The following is a 17,693-nucleotide window of genomic DNA, read 5'->3' on the forward strand; positions in this document are numbered from 1 at the left end:
GCAAGGGAGCGGAAATGCTGCTGGGACAATCGATCTTCCAGTCGGTGCTGACACGGCTGAAGCGCGAGCGCGACGACGACCAACCTGTCGAGGCGGCAGCGGATTTCCGCGTCCGCGGCCTTGGAACGGGTTTCGTCATCTCGACGACCGACGAGGAACCAGAGACAGGTGCGACTGGCGACACCAACGCCTATTTCGCAGACCTCGCCGACATCTCGGAACTGGAACCAGGAGCCGGCACGCAGCAAGAGATGGAGGCGCAAGCTCCGCCTTCGCCAGGTGATTTCACATCCGAAACCCCGCAGCCGCAGCCGGTCGAACCGGTAGAACCGTCCATACCTGTACACCTGACCCGGTTGACGACGGATGAGATTGCCGGCGAACTTGCTATTGTCGACGTCGACACGGAAGCCACGCTTAACGACAAGCGAAGACGGTTTGCCAAGACCAACCATCCGGACGGCGTGGCCGAGCGGTTCCGTCCGGCGGCGACCACGCGGATGCAGATCGCCAACCTGCTGATCGACCAGGCGATCAGGGCGCGGGAAATCCACGCGCGGATGTTCGGCTGATTTTAAAGTTCAGGTCTTGTCGAACGTCCTGTCGGCAGGCTGTTCAGGCGCATTGCGCAGCTGCGCATCGTCGGCCAGCGCATCCTGGTCCTGTGCAGGGTCGGCCATCGTAACCGGTGCAGCCGGCCGCTTTTCGAGGAACAGCTTGTAGGCCGCATAAAGGCCGAGACCCCCGGAAATGACCGCCCAGGTGACCGAACCGGCATAAAGCTCGAACACAGCCCAGCCGAAGCAGATCGCCGGAATGAGGATCCGCCGCCAGAGCGGCCCATAAAACGGGTGGTTCGGATCGATCATGCGTGCCTGCTCCCCTCGCGGCCAGATACGGCCCTTCCCCGACGATATCCCTGTCCCCAGCGAAAATTGCAAGGGATCACTCCCACTTTCCCTCTCCCCGACGCAGCCCCGCGGGACGCCCACGGCCGCTATCTTGCCCACAGGCTGCGATTTCCCGATTTTGCCAATTGATGCCGCAAGCATCCTGGGTTAAGAACCGTCTCATCGGACGAAGCGAGTCATCGCTTTTCGGCATGCACCCGTAGCTCAGCTGGATAGAGTGTTGGATTCCGATTCCAAAGGTCACAGGTTCGAATCCTGTCGGGTGCGCCATTTTCTCTTTGAGTTCCTCCACATGAGAAGCAATCGGTCACCACTAGCCTATGGTGAAAATCTCGTTTTGCTTTACAACCATTAACTTGACGTTAGTCAAGTTTGCGGCACATAGATACCTGAAGTGCTCGATCTAAGATTGTAATAACGACACTCGAGCAGCCCTAGCCTCTCCGGCATAGGGACGGTCTTGCCATGATGGCAGGCACCCTGAGGGGGTTAACCGTAAACGTGATCCGATCATTGCTAGTCTTTCATCGATCTGCGGCGCAGTTCGAAGCGCTAGCCCATGCTTGTGGGGCTCTACGTGACCAGTATTTTGACCAACATCGCTGCAACAAATGCGCTTCAGACCTTGCGCACACTGAATTCGAACATGGAGCGCACGCAGCAGCAAGTCAGTTCGGGCCTAAGGGTTCAGACCGCCGCCGACAATGTCGCGTACTGGTCGATTTCGACGACGATGCGATCCGACACCGACGCCATAGCAGCCGCCAGCGATGCGCTCGGGCTCGGCACCGCCAAGGTGGACACTGCCTATCAGGGCATGGAGGCTGTGATCGATGTTCTGGATGAGTTCAAAGCCAAACTCGTCACCGCAAAAGAGACCAGCGTCGACAGGGGGCAGATCCAGCTTGAACTGGACAAGTTGAAAGAGCAGGTCGTCTCCATCGCCAACGGCGCGAGTTTCAGCGGAGAAAAGTGGCTGAACACCGACATTGCCGACATCTATGACAACACGATCAACAAGTCGTCCGTGGTGTCAGGCTTCACCCGGACTGCATCCGGGGTATCAGTTCAGAAAATGGAATCTGATCTCTCATCGATTTCTCTGTTCAACACCACCGGTGGCGGCCTGCTTCAAGCCGATGCGCGCGATGCCTATACGGTCGGCGGAATCCGCTATCCGACCTCCTATTCCAGCTACTCCGACGCGACGGTATACTATACCGATGACGGGTCTATGGATTGGATGAACCCGAGACGATCCACTGGCAGTGCCGGCCTCTTCGCTCTGAACGATTTTCCCGATGAAGCGCCTCTCGATTTCAACACGGCCGGGTCGAACATCAGCTTCACACTCCTGCGTGACAAGGAAGTGGAGGACCCAAGCCAGCTTCCCGGGCCCTACTTTGGAGGAGTGAGCACTACGATCACAATCACCAAGGCTGACGTGGACGCCTATGATGCCAGTCTTGGTGGAGTCATATCGACCAACACGCAGTTCGCAGGCGTCCTCAACAGGCAGTTGAATCCACTCGGCGCCTTGGTTTCAGCCGACTCCTTCATGTACGATCCCCCGGATTCAAAAAATCGCGTCCACGATCCCAAGAAAATGAGCATCATGACGCTCCAGAAAAATGGTGACGGATCCTATGTCGGCATCTCGAACCTGAGTAGCACTGGCGTCAGCAACGGTGGTTTGAAAGAGAATTCTGCCTATGGCTTACGTGGGTCGAGCTTAAGCCTCGAGTTCCGAGACTTCACTCTATACAATGACGGCGAGAACGAAGACGGTATCGAGATCAACTTCAATTTCGCGGTCAATGGTGCGTCCCAGAAATCCTATTCCTTTGATCGCACCTATGTGAATACGCTGCTGAACAAGACCGACGGTACGGTCGCGACCGCAGAGGAGATGGAAACTCTGCTGCACTCGCTGCTCGACGCCGATTGGCCAAACCTAGTCATCGAGGCGACGGATGCCACCCACGTCACCATCAAGTCAGATCCCGCAGTCGATCGGAAATGGGGAAGCGGAACAAGCATAACGTTCAGCCAAATCCGCGTCAGCAACGAGCCTCGTCCGGCGCTCGACTTTATCGACATCGACATCGAAGAGAACCCCGACAATATCGACAATTATCTGAGCTACATCGAAACCGCGAAATCGAGGGTTGTCGACGGCGCCGCGTTCCTTGGTTCGCTCCAGCAGCGTCTCGACATGCAGACAAGCTTCAACTCAACCCTCATGGACAATATCGAAAGCGGTGTAAGCCGCCTTGTCGACACGGACATGGAGGAAGCCTCTGCTAGGCTGTCCGCAATCCAGACGCAGCAGCAACTTGCCGTTCAGACGTTGCAGATCGCCAATAGCAGCAGCGAGACGATTATGCAGCTCTTCAACTCCTGAACGCACCTGGAGCGCTGGCCGAAGTTCTTTCACGGATCCAGCCCTCCTTTTCATTCTCTGGTCGACATCGTCATGACCAGGCGTTCGCCGGTTCACCGCGGTTCCGCTGTGGCGCGTATCGAGACCACCCTGCCCTACACCATTGCCACCATCTGGCCGCTCACGGCACCGGACGCCCTCTTGCCGTGCAAGGCGATGCCTCAGGCTCCACATCCACCAGCATGTCGTCACACTCGAGACAGGTCATGCAGATCCCGCAGCAATCCTGATCGAACTCCTCCACGGATCTTGGCTGTCGACAGCAGTCGCAGATGGGCGAGCCCGGGCCGGCGACCCGGGTGGGAGACAGAATTTCCATGACGTTGCCATCGCGTGCGTGCGCAGAGGTATCTGCCATCGCAACCTCCCTATTTCAGTTGATGATCATAAGATGGGAGCGACTAGCTCAAGAATCCAGAGAGGGCGTACAGACAGGAAGCACCTGAACCATCACGCGTTTGTTGCGTTCCTTCGGTAGATCTGGAGATGACCGCATGAAACGAACACTCATCGCCTTCGCCCTCTCGCTCGCAACCTCGCAGGTGTTTGCCATGGACAGCCTTTCACACCTCGAATGGAAAAAGCGTGTCCTCATCCTTTTCGGTGACAAGGGGAATGCATCGATTGCAAGACAGGTCGGCATCCTGACATCGCAAAAGGCGGAATTGGCGGAGCGCGACATGGTTGTGCTGCAGGTTTCCGGAGATGTCGTGGAAACGATCTATGGTGACGCCGACCGGATCGACGCGGGCAGGCTGCGCGCGGAGGCAAATATTGCGGACGGTGCGTTTCATGTCGTCCTTGTCGGCAAGGATGGCGGCGTGAAGCTGAAAAGCGATACGGTCGTCAGCGACGTCGAGATGTTCGACCTGATTGATCGCATGCCGATGCGCCGCGGCGGAAAAGGCTGAATGACCTCAGACGACATTGGGGTATCCGTGGCACGCAACGGCTCTGATTCGTTCAACTTTTCGCGACCATTTCGGAAAACGCGGGCATATCCCCGATCGACATTTGCGTTGCGACGCGTTCACCCTACCTTAGGCGCCTAGGCCATGAATTGAAGGAGACGATGACAGATGAGCGCCGAATTCGGTCCGTACGTGCAGATGGGTAAGCTTGCTCAGGTGATGGCCCACCAGTACCAGAAGGACACCAACCTCGCTTTGGCGCCCCTGCTGTCGCATTACATGGACGAGGTCGAGGTCAACGTGGCCGCCGACAGTTTCAACCACTCCGGTTTCATGAACAATATCCGCGGGCCGCTCAAGGTCACGGCTGACGCAACGACGGACGAGCGGCGCAAGGCGTTCCTGCAGGCCGTCGTTGATGCGCTTCAGGAGCGCATGCAGCGCGTATAGGCCCTGCGGCAGCAGGATTCTTCCAAGACTGAACTCATAAGATCTGATGCAACGCGCCTTTTCGCGCACGTGCCGGCGTTGCGCTGTGCACGGCGCGGATGGTCGTGGAAGACGGAGGGGTTGCCATCAGAATACGGTCTCGGCACAGCTGTTAGGCGGACGATCGGCCTTAACAACCGCCCTGATCACCGCGTCAGTTCACGAATCGACATACTTGGACACGCAAAATGAGTTCCCATTTCGCGTTTTTATGGTGCACTAGGTCTCAAAGATATTCGAGGGATCGATTCCGGTCCTTTTTGAGAGAGTTTGCGCCATGGAAAATCCGATCCCCCTGAAACGCATTTCCCAAAATGTCGTCTTTCGCAAAGGTGACGTGTTTGTTCTGTTCGGCGAGCTGTTCGGGCGCGGTTACGCGACCGGGCTGATCGAAGAGGCCAAGCGTGCGGGCATGAAGATCGTCGGCATCACCGTCGGGCGCCGCGACGAGAACAACGCGCTGCGTCCGCTGACCGATGACGAACTGCAGGCTGCGGAAACGCAGCTCGGCGGCAAGATCATTAACGTTCCGCTGATGGCGGGCTTTGATCTCGACTCACCGGCCGGCACGCCGACCCCGACCGATATTCTGGCCGACATGACGCTCGAAAGCTGGCAGACCGACAAACTGGACTGGGATCACATCGAGGCATGCCGCACAGTCGGCGTGGAGCGCTTCCGGAATTCGCTGACGAAAGTCATGGCGATCCTCGAAGACATGATCCCGGCCGGCAAGAATGTCTTCTTTGCTCATACGATGGCGGGTGGCATTCCCAAGGCGAAGGCTTTCCTCGTCATTGCCAACCGCATCTACAAGGGCCGCGGCGCCCGCCACATGTCCTCGCAGACACTGCTCGACAGCGACATGGGCAAGCTGATCCTTGCAAACTTCGACGAGGTTTCCGCCAATACCTATCACCACCTGATCGAGCTCAGCACCGCCATCCGCACGCGGATCGAAGCCGCGGGCAACCAGGTGCGCTACACAGCCTATGGATATCACGGCACCGGCATCCTGATCGGCGACGAATATCGCTGGCAGACTTACACCAACTACACGCAGGGCTATGCCAAGATGCGGCTTGAGGATGTAGCGCGCAAGGCCTGGGCCGATGGCATCAAGGCGACCGTCTACAACTGCCCGGAAATCCGGACCAACTCGTCCGACGTGTTTGCCGGCATCGAACTGCCGCTCATCCCTCTCCTTCTCGCATTGAAGAAGGAAGGCGGCGGCGCCTGGGCTGAAGAGCTGTGGCAGGCCTGCCAGGAGCGCCTGGCAGACGGCTACACGGTTGAAGACACGCTGCAGAAGATCATCGATCTTCAGGCAGACGAAGTCATGCAGCCCTTCTACGATTTCAAGCGTTGGCCGATGCCAAACAGCCAGGGCCAGTCCGATCTCACCATCGGCACCTCGGCCGAGATCACGCAGATGCACAAGGACAGCAAGGTTCTGATCAGCGATCTGCTGAGCACGCTGGTCGTTGAGGCAACCGGACAGCTGATCTTTGCGGAAACCTCGAACCCGACCGGTCCTGTCGTGTGGCTCAACCACGACATCGTCGCCCGCAAGCTCAATTCGACCCATGAGTCGAATGCGGATGCAGGCGTGACCGAAAAGGTCAGAATGCTCGCCTGAAAAAGGCCGCTGCACTCCATCGTGCCCGCCGACCCCGCGTCGGCGGCACCATCGATGCAAAGATACTCCCTGACCGTCGCCCGGCATCGCTTTGCCCCTCAGGCCCTAGTCCGGGTCTTGCCCTGACGGTTGCTCCGGCCTACCAAGCCTTGAACGATCAACCACCCTTGATCCGTCTAAGACGCCGGATGGGTGAGCCATGGAAACCGTGATGGCAGACGAGGACAGGCAGACCACATCCGGCGAAACGATTACTCTTTACGAGGCGATCGGGGGTGATGCGACGGTTCGGGCCCTCGCGGCGCGCTTCTACACCCTGATGGATACGCTGCCGGAAGCTGCCCGCTGCCGGGCCGTTCATCCGCAAAGTCTGACGGGAAGTGAAGCGAAGTTCTATGACTATCTGACCGGCTATCTCGGCGGCCCGCCCGTCTATGTGGAAAAACACGGGCACCCTCGCCTTCGCTCGCGCCATTTCGGGGCTGAGATCGGACCGGTGGAGCGCGACGAATGGTTGCTGTGCTTCCGCCGCGCCATGGACGAGACGATCGCAAGCCCGGCCCTGCGCGACATCATCTGGCCGCCGATCGAGCGGCTGGCTCATCACATGCAAAACAGGGAATAGAGCCTTGGCGAGACTCGATAAACTGCGGCCGTTCATTCTCTTTACGAGCGGTCTGATGGGCGCCTGCGGCGTAGGCCTTGCGGCTGCCGCAAGTCATGGCGGCGATACGCTTCTGCTCGGCTCTGCCTCGATGATGTGCCTGGCGCACGCGCCGGTGCTGCTCGCTCTTTATCTTGGACATCAGCAGATCCGCACAGCGACGCTGGCCGGTCTCATTCTGGGCCTTGGGACGATCGTGTTTGCGGGTGATCTGGTGGCGCGTCATTATCTCGGAAGCCGACTGTTTCCGTTTGCCGCGCCACTCGGTGGCAATCTTATGATTCTCGGCTGGCTCGCAATCGCGATCGGAGCGTTTTTGCGCGCCGTGGCCCGGCGCTAGAACGTCCGGGTTCGGCTCGAAGGTATCGATCTCGGCACAGCCGTATCCTGCGAGCGGTCCATCGCGAGCCGGTAAAGCTCGGTCACCATGCCGTCGCCGCTCTGCTCGGCGAGCTTGTGCAGGACGGCCATCGCGTCGAGATCCCGCCCCTCGCGATCGAGAATAGGCTGATCAGGATAACCTGTTTTCATCATTGCGATCCTTGATGGTCTGCAGCGCCCGCTCAAGGCTTGACTTCGACCCGTTGCGCAAGGGGATGAAGGTGACGCCGAACTTCTTGCATCCGGTCTTTACCCGCAGACACGCATCGTGGCTGATACAGTCGATCGGGCAGAACACGCAGTCAACCGAGGGAAGCACCGTATCGATGCGGGAAACCGCCTCGCGCAACCCACCGTCGTGATGGATCAGTTCCGCGCCGTGGCGGGTGGCGATGGCGCGCAGATGGGCCACCTGGCAGTCCCGACCGCCGACATAGAGAAAGCTGCGGATGTCGACCACTTCCCCGCCGATCCCGGAGGCGCCGTTGGCAGCGCTGCGGTTCGAGGATGCCGCGGCATCGGATGCGGCATTGCCGCCACTCGTGTTTTTCCGCTTCTGTTTCTTCGCCATGATGCTCTCCGTATTGGGCCGGAATAATTCGGGGCAAACCCCGTCGTTGGCGAACCATATGAAACTTGAATTTAAGAGTAAAGATTAAAGTCGACTCTTTCACACTCATATTAATTTAGGGACGCAGCCCGCGTCGTTTTCGACCGACACGCGCGCCGAATGGCAGTTTTTCTGCTCACTTAGCGTATGTTAGCGGACCGTGGTTTTCAGGGGCATCGATAGGCGAGGCCGGCGTGGGCTTACAGCTGGATCAACGAAGCCTCGGGATTCGCAGCAGTTTTAGCGTACCCTATACTGAGCATTTGCTCAAAACCGAGAATAAATTCAAACCCTGGCGTGTACTGTCAGTTTTCGCCCAAGTCCGGACAAATATTCGCCCGCTATTTTAACCAGCGATTAGCGCAATTACGGCAATAGGTTAGGTGGGCGTCCTCGCGCATGCCGAGAATTGGCGGGTTGGGATGTATTGTTGGGCAAGTTGAAGTGGTGTGCACTATGGCAATTCGGGATATGGCTATTTCGAAGAAACTCGGCCTCGTTACCGTCGTAATGGGCCTTTCTTCTCTTATTATTGCAGGCGTTGCGGGAAGCGGGCTCTATGGGCTGCAAAAGGCAATCATTTCAGTCGGCGCGCGTGAAGAAGTCGCTCGTGAAGCGATGGATCTGCGGGTCGACATTATCGCAATTAGCCGCATGACCTATCAGTTGGCCGCGGCGCCGGACAAAGCCAAGGATTTCCGCATCGACGCCGAAAAGCGCGCCGGCGAAATGCTGGCCCGCCTGCCGAAGATCGAAGCAACCGCAGACGCTGCCGAACAGGATCAGCTGAAGACGGTAAGAGCCGCCCTCGACAGCTATTTCGTCTCGATCCGCAGCATGGTGGACACCGCCGAAAAGAATGCAGCCGACACCACCGCCATCTCGGCTGCGCTGAAAAAGGCGCTGGATGGCCAGAAGGTCGTCACCGACTCCGTCAAGGTCTACAGCACCTATTCGGGCAAGGAACTGGCTGTGGCCCGCGAAGAAGCCGTTGCGTCCTCGACCACCGCCATGCTGGTTTCGGCGCTGTCGGCCCTCGCCTTCATCATCATCGGCGCCACGATCAGCACGATCGTCGCACGCCGTGGCATCGTTCGCCCCATCCGCGAGCTGACCGAAGCCATGACCCGCCTTGCCAAGGGCGATATGAACATCGATGGCGTCGACGCAAGCCGCGGCGACGAAATCGGCGCAATGGCCCGTGCCGTCGAGGTATTCCATACCAACGCTGTCGCCATGACCGACCTCAAGGCACAGGAAGCAGCCCTTCACGAGCGTTCCAGCGACCTGCAGACGTCGATTTCGAAAGTTGTCGCATCCGCTGTCGCCGGCGATTTTTCCGGCCGCATCCGCAAGGACTACCAGAACGAAGACCTCAACCGCTTTGCGTCGGGCGTCAACCAGCTGGTGGAAAGCGTCGACAATGCCGTCACGGAAGTTCGCCGCGTCATCGCAGCGCTTGCCGATGCCGACCTGACCCAGAGCATGAACGGCCAGTTCCAGGGTGCATTTGCCGAGCTTCAGACCAACGTCAACTCGACGATGGACCGGCTGAGCGCCACGATGAGCAACGTGCGCGGCGCAGCCGGCACGATCAACGACAATTCCGCCGAACTGTCTTCGGCGGCAAACGACCTCTCCAAGCGGACCGAGCAGCAGGCTGCAGCGCTTGAAGAAACGGCAGCCGCCCTCGACGAGATCACCACGACGGTGCGTGCCGCCTCTGCCCGCGCCACCGAAGCCCGCGACATGGTCTATGAGACCAAGCAGAGTGCGGCAAAGTCGGGCGAAATCGTTCGCAGCGCGGTCACCGCCATGAGCCGCATTGAAGACAGCTCGACGAAGATCAGCCAGATCATCGGCGTCATCGACGAGATTGCCTTCCAGACCAACCTGTTGGCGCTGAACGCCGGCGTCGAAGCCGCCCGTGCTGGCGAAGCCGGTCGCGGCTTTGCCGTCGTCGCTCAGGAAGTGCGTGAGCTCGCCCAGCGCTCCGCCAATGCGGCAAAGGAAATCAAGACGCTGATCAGCGCCTCGGCTTCCGAAGTCGCAGGCGGCGTTTCGCTGGTGCGCTCGACCGGTACAGCACTTGTCGAGATCGAAAGCCTGGTCAACAAGGTCAACGAACATGTGGAATCCATCGCCACGGCTGCCCGCGAGCAGTCGACGGCGCTGGCCGAGATCAACTCCTCGGTCAACCACATGGACCAGATGACCCAGAAGAACGCGGCGATGGTGGAAGAAACGACGGCGGCGAGCGAGACGCTTGCAGCCGAAAGCCGCCAGCTTCAGGCGCTTCTTTCCAACTTCAAGCTGGAAGGCGGCAGCGATCTCGGCGGCATGGCACGCCGGATGCGCGCGGCCTGATAAAAGCCTGGACAGTCAGACAGTAAATCCCGGGGGCAGCGATGCTCTCGGGATTTTTCAATTCGGATCGGCCATCCGGCGATGGCCCGCAACGCTCAGCAGGGTTTCGGTCCCTGTTCCGGCTTGGTGTCGACCAGCGCACTGCTTACTGCTTCTTCATGATACCAGCAGTGGTCCTGCACCGCGACCGGGTAGGTCCCGACCGGCACCGTGGCGCCGTTCTCAAGACGGATCCGTGGCGTCAATGGAAATTGCAGGATCTGCGCTGTCTCACGATGGATGCCAATAACCATCCTATCGCCTCCTCCTCAATGCGCACTCAAACGCATACCAACCAGAGATATGCACATTTTTTGTGCTTTCTGCACTATTTTACATCATTTGCCTGTTCGGCGCTAGGCACGAATGAAAGCAAACGAGCTCAGGGCGATATAGTTTCGTCGGCGGAACTCAGACGCGAAGCAGAATTCCTTGTTTCAAGACCCCCGGTGGGTGTGCGAAAAATCGATTGATTTTCAAACGGGCTGGGATGATGGCGTTACAGTCGTCACCCGCAGACATGTAAGCCCGGCCAATCATACGACTTTTTTATCGGGATTTTCGGGCAACGACAGAAACTGGCACGGTATGTGCGTTCTATGTCTCATGCCCGGGATGCAGCGCTTTCGCGTCGCAGTCTCTGGATGGCTCAACCATGAACACCACGGCCTGAGAGATAAAATATGACCAAGTTTAAGCTCGAGTACATCTGGCTCGACGGTTACACCCCCGTCCCGAACCTGCGTGGCAAGACGCAGATCAAGGAATTCGACACCTTCCCGACGCTGGAACAGCTGCCGCTGTGGGGCTTCGACGGTTCGTCGACCAATCAGGCCGAAGGCCGTTCGTCCGACTGCGTGCTGAAGCCGGTCGCCATCTACCCGGATCCGGCCCGCACCAACGGTGCGCTGGTCATGTGCGAAGTGATGATGCCTGATGGCGTTACCCCGCACGCGTCCAACAGCCGCGCGACCATCCTCGATGACGAAGATGCATGGTTCGGTTTCGAACAGGAATACTTCTTCTACGAAGACGGCCGTCCGCTCGGCTTCCCGGAAAGCGGCTACCCCGCTCCGCAGGGTCCGTACTACACGGGCGTCGGCTACAAGAACGTCGGTTCGGTTGCCCGCGAAATCGTTGAAGAGCATCTCGACCAGTGCCTCGCAGCCGGCATCAACCACGAAGGCATCAACGCCGAAGTGGCCAAGGGCCAGTGGGAATTCCAGATTTTCGGCAAGGGCTCCAAGCGCGCCGCCGACCAGATCTGGATGGCCCGCTACCTGCTTCTGCGTCTGACGGAACAGTACGGCATCGACATCGAGTTCCATTGCAAGCCGCTCGGCGACACCGACTGGAACGGCTCGGGCATGCACTGCAACTTCTCGACCAAGTACATGCGCGAAGTGGGCGGCAAGGAGTATTTCGAGGCGCTGATGGCGCAGTTCGACAAGAACCTGCAGGACCATATCGACGTCTACGGCCCGGACAACCACCTGCGTCTGACCGGCAAGCACGAAACGGCTCCGTGGAACAAGTTCTCCTACGGCGTTGCCGACCGTGGCGCCTCGATCCGCGTGCCGCATTCTTTCGTCAACAACGGCTACAAGGGCTACCTCGAAGACCGCCGTCCGAACAGCCAGGGCGACCCCTACGCGATCGCCTCGCAGGTTCTGAAGACGATTTCGGAAGTGCCGCTCGCGAAGTCGGCTGCCGCCTAAGATAAAGCGTCCTCCCAAGGACAACGAAGACGCCGGCCTCGCGCCGGCGTTTTTTTTGTTTCGGGGGTTCTGCACGTGAGGCTTTCCCGGCACGCTCCCCTGGATCGGCACCTCTCCGCCCTCAGGGCTCAGGGCTCACCCCTATCCGCCCTCATCCCCCTCTCCGCACCCTGAACCCTCTCCACACCCTAATCCCTGTGCTCGTCACAGGGATCCAGCAGCGTCGCGTCCGCGGCGCGGAAGGGTCTTCTCAGCCCAAGGACTTCGGCTGACTGGATTCCTGTGACGAGCACAGGAATGAGGGAGTGTGGGAGGGCCGCTCGCGAAGACGGCTGCCGCTTGTGATCCCAAGTCGGCTGTCGCTTAGGACGCTGGAGCCATTGCCGCTTGAGGCGCAAAAGCTCTCTCCACCCTCATCCCTGTGCTCGTCACAGGGATCCAGCAGCGTCGCGTCTGCGGCGCGGGAAGGCTCTCCTTAGCCCAAGGACTTGGGCAGCCTGGATTCCTGTGACAGGCACAGGAATGAGGGAGTGTGTGAGGGACGCCTCGCCAAGACGGCTGCCGCCGGAGATGCAACATCGGCCGCCGCCTGTGACGCAAAGTCCTCCGGGAAGCCCTCAAACCTTCAGCCCCTCCAGAAACAGCCCCTCCAGAAACCGTGCCGCATCCTCGAAACGGTCCTCGCCGTCCTGGTCCTGGCCGAGGACGGCGCGGACCTGGACGTCGAAATCGGCGTAATGTTGCGTGGTGGACCAGATCGAGAAGATCAGGTGATAGGGATCGCAGGTGCGGATCTTGCCGGCTTTCGACCAGGCGCGGATGACGTCGGCCTTTTCATCGACCAGGTCTTTCAGCGGTCCTTTCAGCTCGTCCTCGATATGCGGCGCGCCCTGCAGGATCTCGTTGGCGAAAAGACGGCTTTCGCGGGGGAAATCGCGCGCCATTTCGAGCTTGCGGCGGATATAGGAGCGGATTTCCGATGCAGGATTGCCCGTGGCGTCGAAAGCCCGGAGCGGCTCCAGCCAGGTGGAGAGCACCCGGTCGATCAGCTGGCGGTGTATCGCTTCCTTGGTGCGGAAATAATAGAGCAGGTTCGGCTTCGACATGCCGGCCGCCTCGGCGATCTGGTCGATCGTCGTGCCGCGGAAACCGCTGACCGAAAACACCTCAAGTGCGGCCTCGAGAATGACCTCTTCCTTCTCCTCCTGGATGCGGGTGCGCCGCTGCGTTTTCGCCGCTCGTGGAATGGCCATCCGTATCCTGCCTTGCAGTCCCAAACGCTGATCCAGATTCGTATCACGAGGCCCATTTTCAGGGCATGTGGCGCGAAAATAGGCGAGTATTTTTCGTGATTTACGGCTTGAGTGGCGGTCGGGACATTGTATGTTTTACCAGTCGGTCAAATTATCGATCACAGACAAAACAAACGCAATGCCGATATTTCAGATCGTGCAAACGTCGGTCTGGAACGCGGCTCAAGCAGGCATAACGGGTAAGGACAGGATGATGGCGGCAGCACCGGGCGAGAACATGCGTGTGAACGGCGACCGGCTGTGGGACATGCTGGAGGAGATGGCAAAGATCGGCCCCGGCATTGCCGGCGGCAACAACCGCCAGACCTTGACCGACGAGGACGGCGAAGGCCGCCACCTGTTCAAGCGCTGGTGCGAAGACGCCGGCATGACAGTCGGCACCGACAAGATGGGCACGATGTTTGCGACCCGCGCCGGAACCGATCCGGATGCGCTGCCGGTCTATATCGGCTCCCACCTCGATACCCAGCCGACCGGCGGCAAATATGATGGCGTGCTCGGTGTCCTGGCAGGGCTCGAGGTTATCCGCTCGATGAACGATCTCGGGGTGAAGACGAAGCATCCTGTCGTCGTTACCAACTGGGCGAACGAGGAAGGTGCGCGGTTTGCGCCGGCCATGCTCGCCTCCGGTGTGTTTGCCGGTGTTCATTCGCTCGACTACGCCTATAGCCGCAAGGATCCGGACGGCAAGACCTATGGCGACGAGCTGAAGCGGATCGGCTGGCTGGGCGACGAAGAGGTCGGTGCCCGCAAGATGCATGCCTATTTCGAATATCATATCGAGCAGGGCCCAATCCTCGAAGCCGAGCAAAAGCAGATCGGCGTCGTTACCCATTGCCAGGGCCTGTGGTGGCTGGAATTCACGCTGACCGGCAAGGAAGCGCATACGGGCTCGACGCCGATGGACCGGCGCGTCAATGCGGGCCTCGCCTTCGGCCGTATTCTGGAACTGGTGCAGGACGTGGCGATGGCGGAGCAGCCGGGCGCTGTCGCCGGCGTCGGCCAGGCGTTCTTCTCGCCCAATTCCCGAAACGTGCTGCCCGGCAAGGTCGTCTTCACCGTCGACATGCGCACGCCGACGCAGGAAAAGCTCGACCGGATGCGGGCGAAGATCGAGGCTGGCGCAATCGAGATCTGCGAAGCGCTCGGCGTCGGCTGCGCGGTGGAAGCCGTCGGTCATTTCGATCCGGTGACCTTCGATCCGGTTCTGGTCGGCCGGGTGCGCGATGCCGCGGTCAAGCTCGGCTACAGCCATCTGGACATCATTTCCGGCGCCGGCCACGATGCCTGCTGGGCATCCAGACTGGCACCCTCGACGATGATCTTTTGCCCCTGCGTCGACGGCGTCTCGCACAACGAGGCCGAGGAGATCTCCAAGGACTGGGCCGCCGCCGGCTGCGACGTGCTGCTGCATGCGGTGCTGGAAACGGCGGAGATTGTGGCGTGAGGAGATCCGAGCTACACTCGAACCCGGCAACAAAAGCGGAGCCAGCCGCATGTCACCCGCACCGGAAATTCTTATTTTCAAGCATCGCCGCGCCGTCAGCGCGACGGGCAAACGCGCGTGCGACGAGGTTCGAGCCATCGCATTGAGCTCGACCCGGAAAACTCGTCAGTAGCGCGGCAATGCGCCATCAGTGACAGGAGGCAATGACATGGGCAGGCCACGGGAAGTCTCTGAGGAAGAACGCGCCGAGCTGATCCGCAAGGGCTACCGGCCGATCGAGGTTTGGGTGCCGGATCTCGACAATGAGACCGTCCGCGAGCAGCTACAGGAAGAGGCCCGGAAGATCGCCGAAGCGGACAAGGCCGAAGGGGTCATGGACTGGCTCGATGCTGTCGGCCCCACGAATTGGGATAAGCCGTGAAGCTCAAGCGTGGAGATATCGTGATCGCGGTTTCCCCGGTGAGCTTGGAAAGCCAAGACCTGCCGTCATCCTCCAGCACGACGACCTCAATGAAATCCTCACGACGATCCTGGCATGCCCGATGACGACCCATGTCATCGAGACCCCCTGGCTTCGCCCGATCATCGTGCCCACCATCGACAATGGCTTGCAGGAACTGTCCCAGATCATGTCGGAGAAGATCTCGCCTTTGCGCAGGGAGGTCATTCGGCAGCAGATCGGCCGATTAGACGAAGACGATCTGAACCGGCTGGAAGTCGCGTTGCTGCACATTATCGGGCTGACGCACAAGATGCAGTTGCAGGCCCAGACATCAGAATAAGGGAGCGAGCCATGACCACCATCATCAAGAACGGCACTGTCGTGACAGCCGACCTCACCTACAAGGCGGATGTGAAGATCGAGGGTGGTCGTATCGTCGAGATCGGGCTGGATCTCCGGGGCGAGGAAGTCCTGGATGCGTCAGGCGCCTACGTCATGCCGGGCGGGATCGATCCGCATGTGCATCTGGAAATGCCCTTCATGGGCACTTATTCGGCCGACGATTTCGATAGCGGCACGCGGGCGGCGCTTTCGGGCGGCACCACGATGGTGGTCGATTTCTGCCTGCCGGAGCCGGGTCAGTCGCTGCTCGATGCCCTCAAACGCTGGGACAACAAGGCGACCCGCGCCCATTGCGACTATTCCTTCCACATGGCGATAACCTGGTGGAGCGAGCAGGTGTTTGATGAGATGAAGGCGGTGGTGCGCAACCATGGCATCAACACGTTCAAGCACTTCATGGCCTACAAGGGCGCGCTGATGGTCAATGACGACGAGATGTTCGCCTCGTTCTCGCGCTGCGCCGAGCTTGGCGCCCTGCCCCTCGTGCATGCGGAAAACGGCGATATCGTCGCCGCCATGCAGCAGAAGCTGATGGATGCGGGCAATGACGGGCCAGAGGCGCATGCCTATGCGCGCCCCGCTTCCGTCGAGGGCGAGGCGACCAACCGGGCCATCATCATCGCCGATACCGCGGGCGTGCCGCTCTATGTGGTGCACACGTCCTGCGAACAGGCGCATGAGGCGATCAGGCGCGCGCGCCAGTCCGGCATGCGGGTCTATGGCGAACCGCTGATCCAGCATCTGACGCTCGATGAGAGCGAATACGCCCATCCAGACTGGGATCACTCAGCCCGCCGCGTGATGTCGCCGCCGTTCCGCGACAAGCGCCATCAGGATTCGCTTTGGGCGGGCCTGGCGTCCGGTTCGCTGCAGGTGGTGGCGACCGACCACTGCGCCTTCACCACGGAGCAGAAGCGTACCGGGCGCGGCGATTTCCGCAAGATCCCGAACGGCACCGGCGGCCTTGAAGACCGCCTGCCGATGCTGTGGACGCACGGCGTCGAGACAGGCCGCATCACCATGAACGAGTTCGTTGCGGTCACCTCCACCAATATCGCCAAGATCCTCAACATCTACCCGAAGAAGGGCGCGATCCTTGTTGGAGCCGACGCGGATATCGTGGTGCTCGACCCGAAGGCCTCAAAGACGATCTCCGCCGCAACCCAGCAATCGGCGATCGATTACAACGTGTTCGAGGGTAAGCAGGTGACCGGCCTGCCGCGCTTCACGCTGTCGCGCGGCAATGTCGCCTATGCCAATGGCGAGATCCGCACGAAGCCGGGCGACGGCAAGTTCGTTTCCCGCCCGCCGTTCCCTGCCGTCAGCAAGGCGCTGTCGGCCTGGAAGGAAATCACCGCGCCGCGCAAGGTGGAACGCTCCGGCATCCCGGCATCAGGCGTATGAGCGGCTTGATGACAGCGGTACCCGGTAAGGCGAGGGCCGGTGGCTCAGTCCACCAACGCATCCAGCTCCGGCAGCAGGACGACGCTCTCCTGCTCGTTGGGATCGGTGCGCGCGATGATCGCGGTGCAGGGCGTGCCCGACCGGTTGGCTGGCAGATGCGGAACACCGGCCGGAATGTACATCAGCTCGCCCGCATGCAGCACGACGTGGTTCTCCAGCCGATCCCCATACCAAGTGTCGGCGGAGCCGGAGAGCATGTAGATCGCGGTCTCATGGGTTTCGTGCAAATGCGCCTTGGCTTTTGCCCCCGGCGGAATGGTCAGAAGATGCATGCAGATGCCCTTCGAGCCGACCGTTTCGGCCGAAATGCCCTGAACATAGGTGAGACCCTGCTTGCCGTCATAGGCGGCATCGGGCCTGACGATACGGCAGGTCGGTCTTGATGACGTGTCCATTGAAACTCCCCCTCTCCAGCAGAACCGCGGCAGCCTCCATGGCGCCGACGGCCGGATG

The 17,693-nt window shown here is 60.0% G+C and carries 19 protein-coding genes, 1 tRNA gene and 1 pseudogene; 14 read left to right on the forward strand and 7 right to left on the reverse strand.

Annotated features, from left to right (window positions below):
* Positions 1 to 14: 14 nt before the first annotated feature.
* On the forward strand, positions 15 to 572 hold the full coding sequence (locus tag ACQY1P_RS16915) for a hypothetical protein (RefSeq protein WP_430254530.1): 558 nt from the start codon (positions 15 to 17) through the stop codon (positions 570 to 572).
* 9 nt (positions 573 to 581) lie between these two features.
* On the opposite strand, the gene ACQY1P_RS16920 is transcribed toward ACQY1P_RS16915, so the two are convergent.
* Positions 582 to 869: a hypothetical protein gene (locus tag ACQY1P_RS16920; RefSeq protein ID WP_062455412.1), complete on the reverse strand. Its 288-nt coding sequence runs from the start codon at positions 867 to 869 to the stop codon at positions 582 to 584.
* Positions 870 to 1,104: 235 nt separating this feature from the next.
* Between ACQY1P_RS16920 and ACQY1P_RS16925 the strand changes: the two genes are divergently transcribed.
* Together ACQY1P_RS16925 and ACQY1P_RS16930 are read left to right on the forward strand one after the other, a co-directional pair.
* Positions 1,105 to 1,181 (forward strand) — tRNA-Arg (locus ACQY1P_RS16925).
* 307 nt (positions 1,182 to 1,488) lie between these two features.
* Positions 1,489 to 3,315: a flagellin gene (locus ACQY1P_RS16930; RefSeq protein ID WP_430254532.1), complete on the forward strand. Its 1,827-nt coding sequence runs from the start codon at positions 1,489 to 1,491 to the stop codon at positions 3,313 to 3,315.
* A gap of 160 nt (positions 3,316 to 3,475) precedes the next feature.
* Here ACQY1P_RS16930 and ACQY1P_RS16935 read toward each other — a convergent pair whose 3' ends face one another.
* Complete coding sequence (locus ACQY1P_RS16935) at positions 3,476 to 3,712, reverse strand: hypothetical protein (RefSeq protein WP_192077420.1); 237 nt, start codon at positions 3,710 to 3,712, stop codon at positions 3,476 to 3,478.
* Between the two features lie 136 nt (positions 3,713 to 3,848).
* On the opposite strand from ACQY1P_RS16935, the gene ACQY1P_RS16940 reads away from it, so the two are divergent.
* The 5 genes from ACQY1P_RS16940 to ACQY1P_RS16960 all read left to right on the forward strand — a co-directional run bounded on the left by ACQY1P_RS16940 (position 3,849) and on the right by ACQY1P_RS16960 (position 7,397).
* Complete coding sequence (locus ACQY1P_RS16940; RefSeq protein WP_325262067.1) at positions 3,849 to 4,265, forward strand: DUF4174 domain-containing protein; 417 nt, start codon at positions 3,849 to 3,851, stop codon at positions 4,263 to 4,265.
* Between the two features lie 168 nt (positions 4,266 to 4,433).
* Complete coding sequence (locus ACQY1P_RS16945; protein WP_062455296.1) at positions 4,434 to 4,715, forward strand: hypothetical protein; 282 nt, start codon at positions 4,434 to 4,436, stop codon at positions 4,713 to 4,715.
* 316 nt (positions 4,716 to 5,031) lie between these two features.
* Positions 5,032 to 6,393, forward strand: coding sequence for an enoyl ACP reductase FabMG family protein (locus ACQY1P_RS16950; RefSeq protein WP_430254535.1), 1,362 nt, complete (start codon positions 5,032 to 5,034; stop codon positions 6,391 to 6,393).
* Between the two features lie 199 nt (positions 6,394 to 6,592).
* Positions 6,593 to 7,018 (forward strand): group II truncated hemoglobin, encoded by a 426-nt coding sequence (locus ACQY1P_RS16955; protein WP_244476126.1) that lies wholly within the window; start codon positions 6,593 to 6,595, stop codon positions 7,016 to 7,018.
* A gap of 55 nt (positions 7,019 to 7,073) precedes the next feature.
* Entirely contained in the window at positions 7,074 to 7,397 is a 324-nt protein-coding gene (locus ACQY1P_RS16960) for a DUF423 domain-containing protein (protein WP_082472047.1), read from the forward strand.
* On the opposite strand, the gene ACQY1P_RS16965 is transcribed toward ACQY1P_RS16960, so the two are convergent.
* A complete protein-coding gene (locus ACQY1P_RS16965) occupies positions 7,394 to 7,588 on the reverse strand; it encodes a hypothetical protein (RefSeq protein ID WP_062582724.1) in 195 nt (64 codons plus the stop codon). The genes ACQY1P_RS16960 and ACQY1P_RS16965 overlap by 4 nt on opposite strands.
* A pseudogene (locus ACQY1P_RS16970) lies at positions 7,569 to 7,892 on the reverse strand (DUF2325 domain-containing protein); the annotation flags it as partial. The pseudogene ACQY1P_RS16970 and the gene ACQY1P_RS16965, both read right to left, overlap by 20 nt.
* A 627-nt stretch (positions 7,893 to 8,519) precedes the next feature.
* Here ACQY1P_RS16970 and ACQY1P_RS16975 point away from each other — a divergent pair.
* Positions 8,520 to 10,415: a methyl-accepting chemotaxis protein gene (locus ACQY1P_RS16975; protein WP_430254538.1), complete on the forward strand. Its 1,896-nt coding sequence runs from the start codon at positions 8,520 to 8,522 to the stop codon at positions 10,413 to 10,415.
* A 95-nt stretch (positions 10,416 to 10,510) separates the two neighbouring features.
* On the opposite strand, the gene ACQY1P_RS16980 is transcribed toward ACQY1P_RS16975, so the two are convergent.
* The gene (locus ACQY1P_RS16980) at positions 10,511 to 10,708 is read right to left on the reverse strand and encodes a DUF2735 domain-containing protein (protein ID WP_062455286.1); all 198 of its coding nucleotides are present in this window, start codon (positions 10,706 to 10,708) and stop codon (positions 10,511 to 10,513) included.
* 429 nt (positions 10,709 to 11,137) lie between these two features.
* Between ACQY1P_RS16980 and ACQY1P_RS16985 the strand changes: the two genes are divergently transcribed.
* Positions 11,138 to 12,172, forward strand: coding sequence for a glutamine synthetase beta-grasp domain-containing protein (locus tag ACQY1P_RS16985; protein WP_062455284.1), 1,035 nt, complete (start codon positions 11,138 to 11,140; stop codon positions 12,170 to 12,172).
* Positions 12,173 to 12,789: 617 nt separating this feature from the next.
* On the opposite strand, the gene ACQY1P_RS16990 is transcribed toward ACQY1P_RS16985, so the two are convergent.
* On the reverse strand, positions 12,790 to 13,425 hold the full coding sequence (locus ACQY1P_RS16990) for a TetR family transcriptional regulator C-terminal domain-containing protein (protein ID WP_062582717.1): 636 nt from the start codon (positions 13,423 to 13,425) through the stop codon (positions 12,790 to 12,792).
* A gap of 253 nt (positions 13,426 to 13,678) precedes the next feature.
* Between ACQY1P_RS16990 and ACQY1P_RS16995 the strand changes: the two genes are divergently transcribed.
* From ACQY1P_RS16995 to hydA, 4 genes are all read left to right on the forward strand, one after another.
* The gene (locus tag ACQY1P_RS16995; RefSeq protein WP_430254541.1) at positions 13,679 to 14,932 is read left to right on the forward strand and encodes a Zn-dependent hydrolase; all 1,254 of its coding nucleotides are present in this window, start codon (positions 13,679 to 13,681) and stop codon (positions 14,930 to 14,932) included.
* Between the two features lie 208 nt (positions 14,933 to 15,140).
* Entirely contained in the window at positions 15,141 to 15,353 is a 213-nt protein-coding gene (locus tag ACQY1P_RS17000) for an antitoxin MazE-like protein (RefSeq protein WP_184653757.1), read from the forward strand.
* Positions 15,319 to 15,714 carry a type II toxin-antitoxin system PemK/MazF family toxin gene (locus tag ACQY1P_RS17005; RefSeq protein ID WP_430254543.1) on the forward strand — a complete coding sequence of 132 codons (396 nt, stop codon included), beginning with the start codon at positions 15,319 to 15,321 and terminating at the stop codon, positions 15,712 to 15,714. Before ACQY1P_RS17000 ends, ACQY1P_RS17005 begins: the two co-directional genes overlap by 35 nt.
* 11 nt (positions 15,715 to 15,725) lie before the next feature.
* The gene (gene hydA / locus ACQY1P_RS17010; RefSeq protein ID WP_430254545.1) at positions 15,726 to 17,180 is read left to right on the forward strand and encodes a dihydropyrimidinase; all 1,455 of its coding nucleotides are present in this window, start codon (positions 15,726 to 15,728) and stop codon (positions 17,178 to 17,180) included.
* Between the two features lie 44 nt (positions 17,181 to 17,224).
* On the opposite strand, the gene ACQY1P_RS17015 is transcribed toward hydA, so the two are convergent.
* Positions 17,225 to 17,635: a cupin domain-containing protein gene (locus ACQY1P_RS17015; protein ID WP_113165702.1), complete on the reverse strand. Its 411-nt coding sequence runs from the start codon at positions 17,633 to 17,635 to the stop codon at positions 17,225 to 17,227.
* Between the last annotated feature and the right edge of the window lie 58 nt (positions 17,636 to 17,693).

The sequence above is a fragment of the Neorhizobium sp. DAR64872/K0K18 genome (assembly GCF_050500175.1).
Classification (GTDB): Bacteria; Pseudomonadota; Alphaproteobacteria; order Rhizobiales; family Rhizobiaceae; genus Neorhizobium; species Neorhizobium soli.

What these genes read in the sequence shown, in the direction of transcription:
- ACQY1P_RS16915 (WP_430254530.1), top strand. Translation starts at nt 15, where the DNA reads ATGCTGCTGGGACAATCGATCTTCCAGTCGGTGCTGACACGGCTGAAG.
- ACQY1P_RS16920 (WP_062455412.1), bottom strand. Translation starts at nt 869, where the DNA reads ATGATCGATCCGAACCACCCGTTTTATGGGCCGCTCTGGCGGCGGATC.
- ACQY1P_RS16935 (WP_192077420.1), bottom strand. Translation starts at nt 3,712, where the DNA reads ATGGCAGATACCTCTGCGCACGCACGCGATGGCAACGTCATGGAAATT.
- ACQY1P_RS16940 (WP_325262067.1), top strand. Translation starts at nt 3,849, where the DNA reads ATGAAACGAACACTCATCGCCTTCGCCCTCTCGCTCGCAACCTCGCAG.
- ACQY1P_RS16945 (WP_062455296.1), top strand. Translation starts at nt 4,434, where the DNA reads ATGAGCGCCGAATTCGGTCCGTACGTGCAGATGGGTAAGCTTGCTCAG.
- ACQY1P_RS16950 (WP_430254535.1), top strand. Translation starts at nt 5,032, where the DNA reads ATGGAAAATCCGATCCCCCTGAAACGCATTTCCCAAAATGTCGTCTTT.
- ACQY1P_RS16955 (WP_244476126.1), top strand. Translation starts at nt 6,593, where the DNA reads ATGGAAACCGTGATGGCAGACGAGGACAGGCAGACCACATCCGGCGAA.
- ACQY1P_RS16960 (WP_082472047.1), top strand. Translation starts at nt 7,074, where the DNA reads ATGGGCGCCTGCGGCGTAGGCCTTGCGGCTGCCGCAAGTCATGGCGGC.
- ACQY1P_RS16965 (WP_062582724.1), bottom strand. Translation starts at nt 7,588, where the DNA reads ATGAAAACAGGTTATCCTGATCAGCCTATTCTCGATCGCGAGGGGCGG.
- ACQY1P_RS16975 (WP_430254538.1), top strand. Translation starts at nt 8,520, where the DNA reads ATGGCTATTTCGAAGAAACTCGGCCTCGTTACCGTCGTAATGGGCCTT.
- ACQY1P_RS16980 (WP_062455286.1), bottom strand. Translation starts at nt 10,708, where the DNA reads ATGGTTATTGGCATCCATCGTGAGACAGCGCAGATCCTGCAATTTCCA.
- ACQY1P_RS16985 (WP_062455284.1), top strand. Translation starts at nt 11,138, where the DNA reads ATGACCAAGTTTAAGCTCGAGTACATCTGGCTCGACGGTTACACCCCC.
- ACQY1P_RS16990 (WP_062582717.1), bottom strand. Translation starts at nt 13,425, where the DNA reads ATGGCCATTCCACGAGCGGCGAAAACGCAGCGGCGCACCCGCATCCAG.
- ACQY1P_RS16995 (WP_430254541.1), top strand. Translation starts at nt 13,679, where the DNA reads ATGGCGGCAGCACCGGGCGAGAACATGCGTGTGAACGGCGACCGGCTG.
- ACQY1P_RS17000 (WP_184653757.1), top strand. Translation starts at nt 15,141, where the DNA reads ATGGGCAGGCCACGGGAAGTCTCTGAGGAAGAACGCGCCGAGCTGATC.
- ACQY1P_RS17005 (WP_430254543.1), top strand. Translation starts at nt 15,319, where the DNA reads ATGCTGTCGGCCCCACGAATTGGGATAAGCCGTGAAGCTCAAGCGTGG.
- hydA (WP_430254545.1), top strand. Translation starts at nt 15,726, where the DNA reads ATGACCACCATCATCAAGAACGGCACTGTCGTGACAGCCGACCTCACC.
- ACQY1P_RS17015 (WP_113165702.1), bottom strand. Translation starts at nt 17,635, where the DNA reads ATGGACACGTCATCAAGACCGACCTGCCGTATCGTCAGGCCCGATGCC.